The 14343-nt window shown below is 61.1% G+C and carries 14 protein-coding genes and 1 riboswitch; of the genes, 10 read left to right on the plus strand and 4 right to left on the minus strand.

Annotated elements, in window-relative coordinates; translation table 11 throughout:
• Window positions 1-13: 13 nt before the first annotated feature.
• Together BWR59_RS22680 and BWR59_RS22685 are read left to right on the plus strand one after the other, a co-directional pair.
• Complete coding sequence (locus tag BWR59_RS22680; protein ID WP_081567858.1) at window positions 14-955, plus strand: folate-binding protein YgfZ; 942 nt, start codon at window positions 14-16, stop codon at window positions 953-955.
• Between the two features lie 102 nt (window positions 956-1057).
• Entirely contained in the window at window positions 1058-1879 is an 822-nt protein-coding gene (locus tag BWR59_RS22685; RefSeq protein ID WP_081567859.1) for an HDOD domain-containing protein, read from the plus strand.
• Between the two features lie 2 nt (window positions 1880-1881).
• Here the strand turns inward: BWR59_RS22685 and BWR59_RS22690 are convergent, their stop codons facing one another.
• Window positions 1882-3297, minus strand: a complete 1416-nt coding sequence (locus BWR59_RS22690; protein WP_081567860.1) for a sensor histidine kinase — start codon at window positions 3295-3297, stop codon at window positions 1882-1884.
• Window positions 3290-3961, minus strand: a complete 672-nt coding sequence (locus BWR59_RS22695; protein ID WP_081567962.1) for a response regulator — start codon at window positions 3959-3961, stop codon at window positions 3290-3292. The genes BWR59_RS22690 and BWR59_RS22695 overlap by 8 nt, the downstream gene beginning before the upstream one ends.
• Window positions 3962-4429: 468 nt before the next feature.
• Here BWR59_RS22695 and BWR59_RS22700 point away from each other — a divergent pair, with 468 nt between their 5' ends.
• The 4 genes from BWR59_RS22700 (at window position 4430) to BWR59_RS22715 (ending at window position 8479) form a co-directional block, all read left to right on the plus strand.
• Window positions 4430-5416 carry a tripartite tricarboxylate transporter substrate binding protein gene (locus BWR59_RS22700; protein ID WP_168184525.1) on the plus strand — a complete coding sequence of 329 codons (987 nt, stop codon included), beginning with the start codon at window positions 4430-4432 and terminating at the stop codon, window positions 5414-5416.
• Between the two features lie 64 nt (window positions 5417-5480).
• Window positions 5481-5939, plus strand: a complete 459-nt coding sequence (locus BWR59_RS22705) for a tripartite tricarboxylate transporter TctB family protein (RefSeq protein WP_081567862.1) — start codon at window positions 5481-5483, stop codon at window positions 5937-5939.
• Between the two features lies 1 nt (window position 5940).
• Window positions 5941-7452, plus strand: a complete 1512-nt coding sequence (locus BWR59_RS22710) for a tripartite tricarboxylate transporter permease (RefSeq protein ID WP_081567863.1) — start codon at window positions 5941-5943, stop codon at window positions 7450-7452.
• Window positions 7445-8479: an AbrB family transcriptional regulator gene (locus tag BWR59_RS22715; RefSeq protein WP_081567864.1), complete on the plus strand. Its 1035-nt coding sequence runs from the start codon at window positions 7445-7447 to the stop codon at window positions 8477-8479. Before BWR59_RS22710 ends, BWR59_RS22715 begins: the two co-directional genes overlap by 8 nt.
• Window positions 8480-8592: 113 nt before the next feature.
• Here the strand turns inward: BWR59_RS22715 and ung are convergent, their stop codons facing one another.
• On the minus strand, window positions 8593-9291 hold the full coding sequence (gene ung / locus BWR59_RS22720) for a uracil-DNA glycosylase (protein ID WP_168184526.1): 699 nt from the start codon (window positions 9289-9291) through the stop codon (window positions 8593-8595).
• Between the two features lie 168 nt (window positions 9292-9459).
• Here ung and BWR59_RS22725 point away from each other — a divergent pair, with 168 nt between their 5' ends.
• Window positions 9460-10572 (plus strand): enoyl-CoA hydratase/isomerase family protein, encoded by a 1113-nt coding sequence (locus tag BWR59_RS22725; RefSeq protein WP_081567866.1) that lies wholly within the window; start codon window positions 9460-9462, stop codon window positions 10570-10572.
• A gap of 97 nt (window positions 10573-10669) precedes the next feature.
• Here BWR59_RS22725 and BWR59_RS22730 read toward each other — a convergent pair whose 3' ends face one another.
• Entirely contained in the window at window positions 10670-11230 is a 561-nt protein-coding gene (locus BWR59_RS22730) for a hypothetical protein (RefSeq protein ID WP_081567867.1), read from the minus strand.
• A 277-nt stretch (window positions 11231-11507) separates the two neighbouring features.
• A riboswitch (guanidine-I (ykkC/yxkD leader) is annotated at window positions 11508-11612 on the plus strand.
• A gap of 59 nt (window positions 11613-11671) precedes the next feature.
• On the opposite strand from BWR59_RS22730, the gene BWR59_RS22740 reads away from it, so the two are divergent.
• From BWR59_RS22740 to BWR59_RS22750, 3 genes are read left to right on the plus strand one after another with little or no spacing between them, the layout of a single operon-like run.
• The gene (locus BWR59_RS22740; protein WP_081567868.1) at window positions 11672-12739 is read left to right on the plus strand and encodes a putative urea ABC transporter substrate-binding protein; all 1068 of its coding nucleotides are present in this window, start codon (window positions 11672-11674) and stop codon (window positions 12737-12739) included.
• Between the two features lie 25 nt (window positions 12740-12764).
• Entirely contained in the window at window positions 12765-13580 is an 816-nt protein-coding gene (locus tag BWR59_RS22745; protein WP_081567869.1) for an ABC transporter permease, read from the plus strand.
• Entirely contained in the window at window positions 13577-14341 is a 765-nt protein-coding gene (locus BWR59_RS22750; RefSeq protein ID WP_081567870.1) for an ABC transporter ATP-binding protein, read from the plus strand. The genes BWR59_RS22745 and BWR59_RS22750 overlap by 4 nt, the downstream gene beginning before the upstream one ends.
• Window positions 14342-14343 lie beyond the last annotated feature (2 nt).

Here is a 14343-nt window from a genome sequence, read left to right on the forward strand (position 1 = left end):
CACGCGATGACTCATGGCCGATTCAGCTTTTTTCTGCCCACTCTCCCACGAAGGTGTGCTTGCCGTTCGCGGCGTAGACGCCAGCAAATTCCTTCAAGGCCAACTGACCTGCAACCTGGATTACCTGAGCGAAGCCAAGGCCACGCTCGGCGCCCGGTGCACGCAGAAAGGCCGCATGCAGTCCAGCTTCCGCATTCTGCTGGAAGGCGATGGCGTGCTGCTGGCGATGGCCAGTGAACTGATCGAAGCGCAGCTGCTGGACTTGAAAAAATACGCGGTTTTCTCCAAATCTAAATTGACCGACGAGAGCGCATCCTGGGTACGTTTCGGCCTGAGCCACGGTGACGCAGCGCTGGCCAGCCTCGGTCTGGAACTGCCACAGGACACGGACTCTGTCGTGCGGGCCAACGATCTGATTGCCATCCGAGTCTCCCCTGCCCGCGCCGAGCTGTGGGTTCGTGCAGAACAGGCGGACGACATTCGCAACCTTCTGGCCGCACAGCTGCCAGAAGGTTCGCTGAACGACTGGTTGCTGGGCCAGATTCGCGCTGGCATCGGCCAGGTATTCGGCCAGACCCGAGAAGAATTCATCCCGCAGATGATCAACCTGCAGGCCGTGGGTGGCGTCAGCTTCAAGAAAGGCTGCTACACCGGCCAGGAAATCGTCGCGCGGATGCAGTATCTGGGCAAACTCAAGCGCCGCCTGTACCGCCTGACTCTGGCAGACAACGGTGTGCCGGAACCAGGCATTGAGCTGTTTTCTCCTGTTCACGCGAGCTCCGCAGGCAATGTCGTGCTCGCGGCCCGGACGGGGAGCGGAGTCGAACTGCTTGCGGTCCTGCAGGCCGACGCGGTTGAAAACGGCAATATTCGCCTCGGTAACCCTGAAGGCCAGGCCTTGCTACTGAGCGAACTGCCCTACACGCTTGATGCCAAGCTTGAAACCCAGCGTTGAGCCTTGGTTGAACGAGCGATTCAGACGTCAGCGTAGTTGCTTGCACCCCTCCCTTGTTCAAGGCTGGGGCGCAGGCCGGAATGCACTATCCAGAGATTCGATATGAGCAGCATGGCTGACGAAGTGCAGAGGGACCTTATCAAGGCGATCGACCGGGACGCCCTGTTTCTGCCAACGCTCCCTGAAGTGGCACTGAAAATTCGCCTGGCCGCGGAAGATTCGGAAATCACTATCGCAGCCCTGAGCAAGGTCATTGGCAGTGACACTGCGCTCTCTGCGCGCCTGATCAAAGTGGTGAACAGCCCGTTGTTGCGGCCGAACTTCGAAGTCAGTGACGTGCTGACCGCCGTTCGCCGTCTCGGCGTGAACTACAGCTGCAACCTGGCGATCGGTCTGGTGGTGGAGCAGATGTTCCACGCCAAGTCCGACGTGATCGAAACCAAGATGCGCGACATCTGGAAGCTGAGCCTGCAAGTTGCCGGTGTCAGCAGCCTGCTGAGCTTGCGCCGTGGCCACCTGAAAGCCGACAAGGCGACGCTGGCGGGGCTTATTCACCTGATCGGCGTGCTGCCGATCCTGACCTACGCCGAAGACAATTTCGAGTTGCTGGCCGATCCGATCAGCCTTAACCATGTGATCGAGCGCATTCACCCGATCATCGGCGAGCGTCTGCTGCGTTCGTGGGATTTCCCCGAGGCGCTGGCGATCGTTCCCAAACAGTTCCAGAACTTCAGCCGGGTTTCCGAGCAGGCGGATTATGTGGATCTGGTTCAAGTCGCAACAGTGCATGTGCACGAGGCGACTGGCCGCCCGTATCCGAACCTTGAGGTGCAGGCGATCCCTGCGGTCGCTCAGTTGGGGCTGAACATGGCGGAAGGATCGTTGATCAGCGAGATGAATGAGGCAATGACGCTGTTGTACTGACGTCAGACAGCGCCGGATTCCAGCGGGACGAAGGTCACCCTGACCCTCAGCCCCCGTTCTACGCCGTCATGCAAGGTGATCCTGGCCAGATGCGCGCGGCAGATTTCGCCGACAATCGCCAACCCGAGCCCCGAGCCAGTGCTTTGCTGGTTACGCCGATAGAAACGCTCGAACACTCTGTCACGCTCATGCAGCGGAATGCCGGGCCCGTCGTCTTCGACTTCCAGCACGCAGGGCGAATGCACCCGCAGCACCACGTTGCCGCCGGGAGGGGTGTGCGCCAGGGCGTTGTCCACCAGATTGCTCAGCAACTCGTTGAGCAATGTCGGCTCGCCGCGCATCCAGATCGGCTCCTCGGCTTCAAGCGCCAATGCCACACCACGAGCATGGGCCAGGGGCGCCATGGCCATCCCAAGCTCGCGCGCCAGTTGGCTGAGATCAAGCCGTTCTGCCCCGCCTTCGGCAATCGCCCGGGCGCCGTTTTCGATACGGGCCAAGGACAGTAGTTGATTGGCCAGATGAGTCAGTTTGTCAGTCCCCAGGGCGGCACTTTCCAGGGTGCTGCGCCAGGCAGCCGGTTCCGAATCGCGCAGGCCCAACTCGACCCGCGCCTTGAGCGCCGCCAACGGAGTACGCAGCTCATGGGCCGCATCGGCAATGAACTGCGCCTGACGCTCGAACTGCACCCGCAGGCGCTCGGTAAAGTGGTTGAGCGAGCTGACCAAAGGGCGCAGTTCGTGCTGCACCTCGACCATCGGCAATGGACGCAGGTCGTCCGGCTGACGCTCTTCCACCGCCGTACGCAAACGGTCCAGGGGCCGCAGCGCGGCACTCACGGTGAACCACACCAACAACAGCGCGCCACTGCCGAGCATGCCCAGACGCAGCAAGGTATCGGCCATCAGGCCTCGGGCCATGCTCACACGCTGTTCTTCAGTCTCAGCAACACGAATCTCGGCGATACCGTTCATGTTTGGCTCGCTGACGGCCTTGAGCAGGCTGACGACACGAACATCCTGGCCTTGATATCGAGCACTATAAAACTTTGCCAACGCAGGATAATCGTCGGTGCGCGGGGTGTTTGGCGGGGGCGCAGGCAGGTTTTCGTAACCGGAAATCAGCTTATGGTTGATGTCGTTGACCTGGTAGTAGATACGCCCTGCGCTGTCGTAGGCGAAGGTGTCGAGCGCCACGTAAGGCACGTCGGCGCTGAGGGTACCGTCACGCTCGGAGAGCCCGGCAGCGATGGTCCTCGCCGACGCCAGCAAGGTGCGGTCGTAGGCGGTATCGGCGGCCTCACGGCCATTCCAGTAAGCACTCATGCCGCTGGCGATCATCAGCACCACCAGCAGCAGCCCCAGATTCCACAGCAGGCGCCAGCGCAGGCTGTTTTCCGCTGAGGGGATCGGGTTAAGCATCACGGCTTTCCAGCAAGTAGCCCAGACCACGGAACGTCACGATAGCGATCGGGTGCCCGTCGAGTTTCTTGCGCAGTCGATGCACATAGATTTCGATGGCGTCGGCACTGGCCTCTTCGTCCAGCCCGAAGACCTGCGACGCCAACTGCTCCTTGCTCATCACCCGGCCGGGACGGGCGATCAGCGCCTCAAGCACCGCTTGCTCGCGGGAAGTCAGGGTCAGTACCTCGTCCCCCAGACTGAAACGTCGCGTGTCCAGATCGTAAACCAGCACGCCACAGCGTTGTTGTCGCTCGCCACCCAGCACACTGCGCCGCAACAGCGCCTTGACCCGCGCCTCCAGCTCCGACAGTTCGAAGGGTTTTGCCAGATAATCGTCGGCGCCCAGGTTCAGGCCGTGGACCCGGTCCTTGACGTCGCTGCGAGCGGTCAACATCAACACAGGGGTGTTCTTGCCCCGAGCGCGCAGACGCGCCAGAACTTCGAAACCGTCCATGCGTGGCAAGCCGACATCGAGAATCGCCACCGCGTATTCTTCGCTCCCCAGCGCCAGATCGGCTGCCACGCCATCGTGCAGGACATCAACGGTCAACCCGCTGCCCTTGAGCGCCAGCGCGACGCTTTCAGCCAGTTGCAGATGGTCTTCGACGAGCAGGACACGCATCGATTTCTCCCGATTGAGGCGTTTGGTGGGGGCGGAGTTTACAGGCGCAACGCCGTCTGTGAAGGCCTGAAACAATTCGAAAACAGCCAGCATGCGTCGATGTTGTGCTGGCGACAGCTTTATGAAAGGTAGTTGAAAGGTTGATGAAAGCTTCGCTGATTAGGATCCGGTTACGACTTGTTACGGCTGCGTCCCGCGCAGCGCCAGTGACACCCCTGGGTCGTGACGAAAAACGCCTCGATGCGTTTTCAACAATAAAAACAATATCGGAGTCATCGGTGATGTCCTCACTGCAATCCTCGGCCACCGTGCCGTCTGAATCCCGTCCTGTTTTCTGTTCGCCTCGCACCCTCGCTGCGCGGTGCATCGTCACGTCCCCGTTCCCGATCACTACCCGTTCAAGACGCCGTCGAACCATTGCCTGAACCAACACCTGAACGCACTTAAAAACAACAACTCCGTCGGAGACTGACCATGAACCTATCGTTGCGCCGTATCAGCGTCGCTGCCAGTTGCATGCTGGTGGCCACTCAATTGTGGGCCGCAGAACCCAACCGTCCTGAATGTATCGCCCCGGCCTCCCCCGGCGGCGGTTTCGACCTGACCTGCAAACTGGCGCAAAGCGCGCTGGTCAACGAGAAGATTCTGACCAAACCGATGCGCGTGACCTACATGCCGGGCGGCGTCGGTGCGGTGGCCTATAACGCGGTCGTCGCTCAGCGGCCGGCGGATGCGGGCACGTTGGTCGCCTGGTCCAGCGGTTCGTTGCTGAACCTGGCGCAAGGCAAGTTCGGTCGTTTCGATGAAAACGCCGTGCGCTGGCTGGCGGCCGTCGGCACCAGTTATGGCGCCATCGCGGTCAAGGCAGACTCCCCTTACAAGAGCCTCGACGATCTCGTCAAAGCCCTGAAGGCCGACCCGAGCAAAGTGGTCATCGGCTCCGGCGGCACCGTCGGCAGCCAGGACTGGATGCAGACTGCGCTGATCGCCAAGGCAGCCGGCATCAACCCGCGCGACCTGCGTTACGTGGCGCTGGAAGGCGGCGGTGAAATTGCCACCGCCTTGCTTGGCGGTCACATCCAAGTGGGCTCAACCGACATTTCCGACTCCATGCCGCACATCCTCAGCGGCGACATGCGTCTGCTGGCAGTGTTCTCCGAACAGCGTCTGGACGAGCCGGAAATGAAAAACATCCCGACTGCCAAAGAGCAAGGCTACGACATCGTCTGGCCGGTGGTTCGTGGCTTCTATCTGGGGCCGAAGGTCAGCGACGAGGATTACAACTGGTGGAAAGCGGCCTTCGACAAGCTGCTGGCTTCGGAAGACTTCGCCAAGTTGCGTGATCAGCGCGAGCTGTTCCCGTTCGCCATGACCGGCGAGGAGCTGGACAAGTACGTGAAGACCCGCGTGGCTGAATACAAAGTGCTGGCCAAGGAATTCGGCCTGATTCAGTAATCGAACTCGATTGATTGACTGAGGGTTGCGCCGCCTGCGCGGTGGCGCCACCCGGGAGTTTTCCATGGTCTTGCAACGAATTTTTGCCTTTGTGCTGCTGATGGTCTGCATCGGCCTGGCACTGATGGCATGGCCTTATCAGGCCCCCTTTTCTTACGAACCCGTCGGGCCGCGCGCCTTTCCGCTGCTGATGCTGGCGCTGATGGGCATCTCGCTGCTGTACATGGTGTTTCGGCCGACGCCGATCAAGCATTCCGAAGACGAGCCGCCACTGGACCGTCCGACGCTGATCAAGATTGCGGTCTGCACCGGGCTGCTGCTGATTTTTGCCGGCCTGTTCGAACCCCTCGGCTTCGTGCTGAGCAGCATCCTGATCGGCATCCCCATGGCACGCCTGTATGGCGGTCGCTGGCTGCCGAGCATCGTCATCATCACCCTGATGAGCATCGGTTTGTACCTGCTCTTCGACAAAGTGATGGATGTGCCTCTGCCCCTCGGCCTGCTCGACGTTCTGGAGAAATGATATGGATACTCTCGGCTATCTCGGCCAGGGATTCGGCGTCGCACTGACCCCGTACAACCTGGTCACTGCCCTTTCCGGCACTCTGATCGGCACCATCGTCGGCTTGCTGCCGGGCCTGGGCCCGATCAATGGCGTGGCGCTGCTGATCCCTATCGCTTTTGCCCTCGGCCTGCCGCCCGAATCAGCACTGATTCTGTTGGCTGCGGTTTATCTGGGTTGCGAGTACGGCGGGCGCATCAGCTCGATCCTGCTCAATATTCCGGGCGAAGCCTCCACCGTGATGACCACCCTGGATGGCTACCCGATGGCCCGTCAGGGTCTGGCGGGTGTCGCGCTGTCATTGTCGGCGTGGAGTTCGTTCATCGGCGCGCTGATCGCGACCTGCGGCATGGTGCTGTTCGCCCCGTTGCTCGCCAAGTGGGCGATTGCCTTCGGGCCTGCGGAATACTTCGTTTTGATGGTGTTCGCCATCGTCTGCCTCGGCGGCATGGCCGGAGATCGACCACTGAAGACGTTCATTGCAGCGTTGATCGGCCTTTTCCTGTCGAGCATCGGCATCGATGCCAACAGCGGTGTGTATCGCTTCACCGGCGACAATATTCACCTGGCTGACGGCATTCAGTTCGTGGTGCTGGTACTGGGCCTGTTCTCCATCAGCGAAATCCTGCTGTTGCTGGAGAAGACCCATCACGGTCAGGAAGCGGTAAAAGCCACCGGTCGCATGATGTTCAACGTCAAGGAAGCCAGTGCGGTATTCGTCGTCAACCTGCGTTGCGGTGTGATGGGCTTCATCATGGGCGTGTTGCCGGGTGCAGGCGCTACACTGGCCAGCGCCGTTGCCTACATGACCGAGAAACGCATCGCCGGTAAGGATGGCAAATTCGGACAAGGCGATATGCGTGGCCTGGCTGCGCCGGAAACGGCCATCGGCGGTGCCGCCTGTGGCGCACTGGTGCCGATGTTGACGCTGGGTGTACCGGGCTCGGGCACCACCGCCGTGATGATCGGCGCACTGTCGCTGTACAACATCACACCGGGGCCACTGCTGTTTCAGCAGCAACCGGATCTGGTCTGGGGCCTGATTGCCTCGCTGTTCGTGGCCAACGTCATGCTGGTGATCCTGAACATTCCGATGATTCGTGTTTTCACGCGGATTCTGGCCGTGCCGAACTGGGCGTTGGTGCCCGTGATTGCGATCATTACCGGGATCGGCGTCTATGCGGTTCACGCCACTACATTCGACCTGTTCCTGATGGTCGGCATCGGCATCTTCGGTTACATCCTGCGCAAGCTGGACTTCCCCCTGTCGCCGATTCTGCTGGGCTTCATCCTCGGTGGATTGATGGAACAAAACCTGCGTCGCGCACTGTCGATCTCCAACGGTTCGCTGGACATCCTCTGGTCGAGCCCGATCACACTGGGCGTATGGGTTCTGACCGTGATCATGCTGGCCTTCCCATTGCTGCGCATCTGGCGTAAGCGTGCACAGCGTCGTGATCTGGCGAATGTCTGATCGGCCCTACAAAACATGGTGGGGAACACCGCTGGTCGGCCTGCTGGGCGGATACCTCGCCAGTCAGGTCGGCTGGCCATTGCCCTGGATGGTCGGCTCGTTGCTGGCGATCATCCTGGTGCGCTGCCTGACCCCCTGGCAGCTGGCTGAAATCCCCGGCGGCCGCAAATGCGGCCAATGGGTGGTCGGCATCGGTATCGGCCTGCATTTCACTCCCGTGGTCATCGAACAAGTCCTGTCGCATTTCGGCCTGATCTTCATCGGCGCTCTGGTCACCAGCGTTTCCAGTGTGGTCGGCGTGTGGCTGATGCTGCGCACCGGAGAAGACCGCGCCACGGCGTTTTTCTCCAGCATGCCCGGCGGTTCGGGGGAAATGGTCAATCTCGGCGCACGTAACGGCGCCATCCTCAGCAACGTTGCAGCCGGCCAAAGCCTGCGCGTCCTGGCGGTGGTGTTGTGCGTTCCGGCGATTTTCAAATACCTGATGGGCAACGGCGCCCCGCCCTCTCACGCAACCCTCGTCGACTGGACGTGGCTGGCGTTGCTGTTTCCGCTGGGGGCTCTTGTCGCCTGGCTCTGGCAGCGGATGAAACAGCCCAACCCGTGGCTGTTCGGGCCGTTACTGGTCAGTGCAGTGATCAGCGTCAGTTTCGATCTGCACATCGGCCTGCCCAACGGCGGCAGTCAGATGGGGCAATGGCTGATCGGCAGCGGACTGGGCTGCCACTTCAATCGTGCGTTTTTTCGCCGTGCGCCGTCGTTCATTGGCCGAACGCTCGTGGGTACGGCGCTGACCATGAGTATCGCGGCGCTGTGCGCGTTGGCGTTGAGCACAGCGACCCATCTGGACCTGCGCTCGCTGACATTGGGCATGATGCCCGGTGGGATTGCGGAGATGAGCCTGACGGCCGAGGTGTTGCAGCTGTCGGTGCCATTGGTGACGGCGATGCAGGTGATGCGGTTGTTGTTCGTGCTGTTTCTGGCGGAGCCGTTGTTCAGGTACTGGAATCGGCAGCCTGCTACCTGAGCACACCAGGCTTTATTGTGGGGGCCACAATACCAATGCCATCCCCTGTAGCAGCACGGCCGGGCGGCTACAGGGGGTATCTGTCTTTCACAGAAGCATGTTCACTATTCAGTTCAGACTTGCGCTGGCAGCCGCCATTCAATCGGGGCGATGCCGTTTTCCTGCAGAAACTTGTTGGCCATGCCGAAATGCCCGCAGCCCAGAAAGCCCTTGTAGGCCGACAACGGCGACGGGTGCACGGAGGTCAGGATTTTGTGCTTGGTCGCATCGATGAGTTTTTTCTTGCTCTGCGCGTGAGCGCCCCACAGCAGAAACACCAGATGCGGCTGATGGGCGCTGACGGTTTCAATGATCCTGTCGGTGAAATGCTGCCAGCCCTTTCCGGCGTGTGACGCGGCGTTGGCGCGTTCGACGGTCAGCGTGGTGTTCAACATCAGCACGCCCTGATCGGCCCAGGACTGCAAATAGCCGTGGTTGGGAATGTCGATGTTCAGGTCGCGCTTCAGTTCTTTATAGATGTTGACCAGCGACGGCGGAGCGGGCACGCCGGGCTGCACCGAGAAACACAGGCCGTGCGCCTGATTCGGGCCGTGGTACGGGTCTTGACCCAGGATGACCACTTTCACGTTATCCAGCGGCGTTGAATTCAGCGCATTGAAAATCAACGGACCCGGCGGATAGATTTCCTTGCCCGCCGCATGCTCCTGGCGCAGGAACTCGCGCAGCTCACCCATGTAGGGCTTCTCGAATTCTTCGCGCAGCGCCTCTTTCCAGCTGGGCTCCAGTTTGATGCGGTCGTCGTTGGTCATGATGCATTCCGGCAGAAACAATGCGCGGACTTTAGGGGCTGTTGCCAATTATTTCCAGCGCAGTGCGTCCGGGCTTTCCTACACTCCTCTGCATCACCTGAGTGCAACTTCCCGGCATTCGAGGGACTCACAGCCTTGATGGATGCCCCGTACCACGAACAAGAGGTCACGATGAATCTGCAATTCGAAGAGCTCACCGGAACCGACGGAGCCCGGCTGGGCATTGCCACGCTGGACGCGGAAAAATCTCTGAACGCACTCTCCCTGCCGATGATTCTGGCGTTGCAAGACCGCCTGGACGCCTGGGCCAGCGACCCGCAGATCGTCTGCGTGCTGCTGCGCGGCAATGGCGAGAAGGCATTTTGTGCGGGCGGCGACGTGCGCGCGTTGGTCGAGGCCGGCCGCGGCAAGCCCGGAAAGGTCCCAGCCCTGGCCGCGCAATTCTTTGCCGCCGAATATCGGCTGGATTACACGCTGCACACCTACCCCAAACCGCTGATCTGCTGGGGGCATGGGTATGTACTTGGCGGTGGCATGGGGCTGCTGCAAGGCGCCAGCATTCGGGTGGTCACACCCAGCAGCCGGCTGGCGATGCCGGAAATCAACATCGGCCTTTATCCCGACGTCGGCGCCAGCTGGTTCCTGTCGCGGCTGCCGGGCAAGCTGGGGCTGTTTCTGGGCTTGACCGGATCGCACATCAACGGCCGTGATGCGCTGGATCTGGACCTTGCGGACCGTTTCCTGCTGGACGGCCAGCAAGAGGAAATGATTGATCGCCTGCTGCAACTCAATTGGCAGGAACAGACCGCCGTGCAGCTCAACAGCCTGTTCAAGGCGCTCCAGCAGGAGGCCGTGGGGCAACTGCCTGCCGCGCAGTGGCTGCCGCGTCGTCAGCAGATCGATGAACTGCTGGATGTCGCCGACGCCGCGTGCGCGTGGAATGCGCTCAAGCATCAACTGCATTCGAACGACGCTCTGCTGGCCAAGGCTGCGAAGACCCTGACCGAAGGCTGCCCGATGACCGCGCAACTGGTGTGGGAGCAGATCGAGCGGGCCCGGCACATGTCCTTGGCCGAAGTGTTTCAGATGGAGTACTGCATGAGCCTCAATTGCTGCCGGCACCCGGAGTTCGGCGAGGGTGTGCGGGCGCGTTTGATCGACAAGGATCACACGCCGCACTGGCACTGGCAGGACATCGCGAGCATTCCATTGGCCGTGATTGACGCGCACTTTGAAAAGGCCTGGGAAGGACGCCATCCACTGGCGGATCTGTCGGGATATTGATTTTTCTGACACCACCACACCTGTTGGCGTGTGTCCGTGAGATCAGGTGATACCGATAAAAAAACGGCGCTCCTGAGAGCGCCGTTTTCGTGTCGGCTTATCGGTTGCCGCCGCCGGGACCACCGTGGCCGCCTCGGCCGAAGTTGCCGTCCTGACGGAAGTTGCCTCCGCCAGAAGGTCTGCCCGGTGCGGGGCCACCGCCACCTCCTCCGCCACCGTGATTGCCATTCCAGCCAGGGCCGGGACCACCACCACCCGGTCTTGGCCCTTGGGGCGGTGGGCGATAACCATGGTCGCCACCACCGCCACCATTCCAGTGACCTCCACCGCCGCCGTAGCCGGGCCGCCCGTAACCAGGGCCGCCATAGCCTGGCCGTCCACCGCCGTATCCAGGCCCATAGTAACGCGGTGGCGGCGCGTAGTATCGGGGTGGTGAATAGTAGCGTGGCGCCGAGTAATAACGTGGGGAGGAGTAGTAAACCGAGGAGCCGCCATAAAAGCCGGTCGGCCCTACCGGGCGATAGCTGTCATACACGTATCCGCTGCTGTAGCCGCTGCTGTAGACCGGCTGCGTGTAAGTCTCAGATTCGTAATAGCCTCCGTAACATCCGGCGAGAGACAACGTCATCAATAAGGTGAGCAAGCTTCGTCGATACATGGCGGCCTCCTGGACCGCGATAGAGCTCGAACCAGCGGCGCTGGTCGGCGTTCCCGAAATTGCCGAGAACGTAACGTCAGACTGCAAAATCGCCTCCGAGTGCCCCAGCCCAAGCCTCAGCCGCCAGACGGCGCCCCGCAACAGTGCACATTGCTCGTCAACAAAAATCGCTGTTTACGTCGCACCCCAGACCGCACAAGGCCCGCAGCGACTTGGCACAACTCTCGCTTAACAAACCCCGTGCAGGAGTCAACTCAGGTTCGCGGCACCACAATTTGCAATAGCTGACTAGGGTTCCGGCTCGTTTGAAAAAGCGAGTGGCTGGTCCGAGAGTCGGCGACCTCCAGTAGAGGTTACACGGCGGGATAAAAGCCCGGGAGACAGGACACCAGTGGTGTCGCCGTACTCCTGACCGCCCCTTTTCGCTACTGGAGGTATTCAATGAAAAAGTCCCGTCTGGCCGGTCTGTTCACCGCTGGCCTCATCGCCGCTCTAAGCCTCTGCGCGACCGCCGCCCCGAAGAAAGATTTCAATGTCTGCTGGACCATCTACGCCGGCTGGATGCCGTGGGAATACGCCGGCACTCAAGGCATCGTCGACAAGTGGGCGAAGAAGTACAACATCAACATCAAGGTCACCCAGCTCAACGACTACGTCGAGTCGATCAACCAGTACACCGCTGGCCAGTTCGACGGCTGCACCATGACCAACATGGACGCCCTGACCATCCCGGCAGCGGGCGGTGTGGAAAGCACGGCGCTGGTGGTCAGTGACTTCTCCAACGGCAACGACGGCATCGTCATCAAGGGCGAGGGCAAGAAAGTCACCGACCTCAAGGGCATGGACGTCAATCTGGTCGAGTTGTCGGTCTCCCACTACCTGCTGGCCCGCGCGCTGGATTCGGTCGACCTGACCGAGAAAGACCTGAAAGTCGTCAACACCTCCGACGCCGACATCGCCGCCGCCTTCAACACCAGCGAAGTCAAAGCCGTGACCACCTGGAACCCGATGCTCTCGGAGATCAAGGCCAAGCCCGGCGTTACCGAAGTGTTCGACTCCAGCAAGATCCCCGGCGAGATCATGGACATGATGGTGGTCAACACCCAGACCCTCAAGGACAACCCTGCGCTGGGCAAGGCACTGACCGGCGCCTGGTTTGAAGTGGTCGCGCTGATGAACGCCAAATCCGCTGAATCGACCAAAGCCCTGGAACACATGGCCCAGGCCTCGGGTACCGATCTGGCTGGTTTCAAGTCGCAACTGGACACGACCAAGCTGTTCGCCACGCCGAAAGAAGCGCTCGAATTCGCCAACAGCAAGCAGCTGCCGAGCACCATGCGCAAGGTTGCTGACTTCTCCTTCGAACACGGCCTGCTGGGCGAAGGCGCCAAGGACTCCAGCGCCGTCGGCATGAGCTTCGCCAACAGCGTGACTGAAGGCGACAAGAGCAACCTCAAGCTGCACTTCGACCCGAGCTACGTGCAGATGGCCGCTGACGGCAAGTTGTAAATCCCGCTTTCGATAGGTCACTGCCATGCGCCTGATAAACCGCCGCCCGGATCGCGCCAGCCGATTGATTCTGGTGATCCTGCCGTTCGCCCTGTTGCTGTTCGCCTACTTTACGGGCTCGGCGACGCGGCTGACGGAAAATCCCAACGACAAGCTGCTGCCCAGCGCCGTGCAGATGACTGACGCAATCAAACGCGTGGCGATCGTGCCCGATCAACGCACCGGCGAGTACCTGCTCTGGCAGGACAGCGCATCGAGTCTGCAACGCTTGGCCATCGGCCTTGCGATCAGCGCTGTGGTCGGTCTGTGTCTGGGCATTGCATCGGGTGTGCTGCCGCTGCTCGGTGCGCCGTTGTCGCCCCTGTTGACCGTGTTGTCGATGGTGCCGCCATTGGCGATCTTGCCGATTCTGTTCATCGTCTTCGGGCTGGGAGAGCTGTCGAAAGTGATGCTGATCGTGATCGGCATCACGCCGGTGCTCGCCCGTGATCTGGAACAGCGCGCCCGGGAGATTCCGGTCGAGCTGCTGATCAAGGCGCAGACGTTGGGCGCCTCGACATGGACCTTGATCTTGCGCGTGGTGCTGCCGCAACTGCTGCCGCGCCTGTTGATCTCGCTGCGGCTAGTGCTGGGTTCGGCGTGGCTGTTCCTGATCGCGGCCGAAGCCATCGCATCCACCGACGGCCTGGGTTACCGGATCTTTCTGGTGCGCCGCTATCTGGCGATGGACATGATTCTGCCCTACGTGGTCTGGATCACCCTCCTCGCCTGGCTGATGGACTGGGGTCTCAAAACCCTGACCCGCAAGGCCTTCCCGTGGTACGAGGGAGCACGCCCATGAGCTTCATCACGGTCAATAACGTGTGGCAGCAATACGACGATCAAGTGGTGCTTGAAGGCTTGAACCTGAGCATTGCCGAAGGTGAATTCTGCACGCTGGTCGGTGCTTCGGGTTGTGGCAAATCGACCTTCCTGCGCCTGTTGCTGGGCCAGGAAGTGCCGAGTAAAGGCACGATCTTGCTGGACGGCCAGCCATTGGCGAAAGAGCCGGACGCCAGCCGTGGCGTGGTGTTTCAGCGCTACTCGGTGTTCCCCCACTTGTCGGTGCTCGACAACGTTGCGCTGGGTCTCGAGCTGCCGCGCTCGGCGCTGCTCGGGCGGTTATTCGGCAAGGCCAAGCGCGAGGCTCGCGATCAAGCCTCGGCGCTGTTGCACAAAGTCGGTCTCGGCCACGCACTGGACAAATACCCGACGCAACTTTCCGGCGGCATGCAGCAACGTCTGGCCATCGCTCAGGCACTGATCATGAAGCCCCGCGTGTTGCTGCTGGACGAGCCGTTCGGCGCGCTCGATCCGGGCATCCGCAAGGACATGCATGCCCTGCTGCTGGAGCTGTGGCGCGAAACCAAACTGACGGTGTTCATGGTCACTCACGATCTGTCCGAAGGCTTCAATCTCGGCACCCGCCTGTTGGTGTTCGACAAGGTCCGCATCGACCCGCACGCCCCCGGCGCCTATGGCGCCCGCATCACTTACGACATTCCCCTGAACAGCGATCGCCGGGCCGCGCGTGCGGCCATCGAATCGCTGCAAACGGCTTGAAG

The sequence above is a fragment of the Pseudomonas sp. Bc-h genome, from assembly GCF_002080045.1.
In the GTDB taxonomy this organism is placed as follows: domain Bacteria; phylum Pseudomonadota; class Gammaproteobacteria; order Pseudomonadales; family Pseudomonadaceae; genus Aquipseudomonas.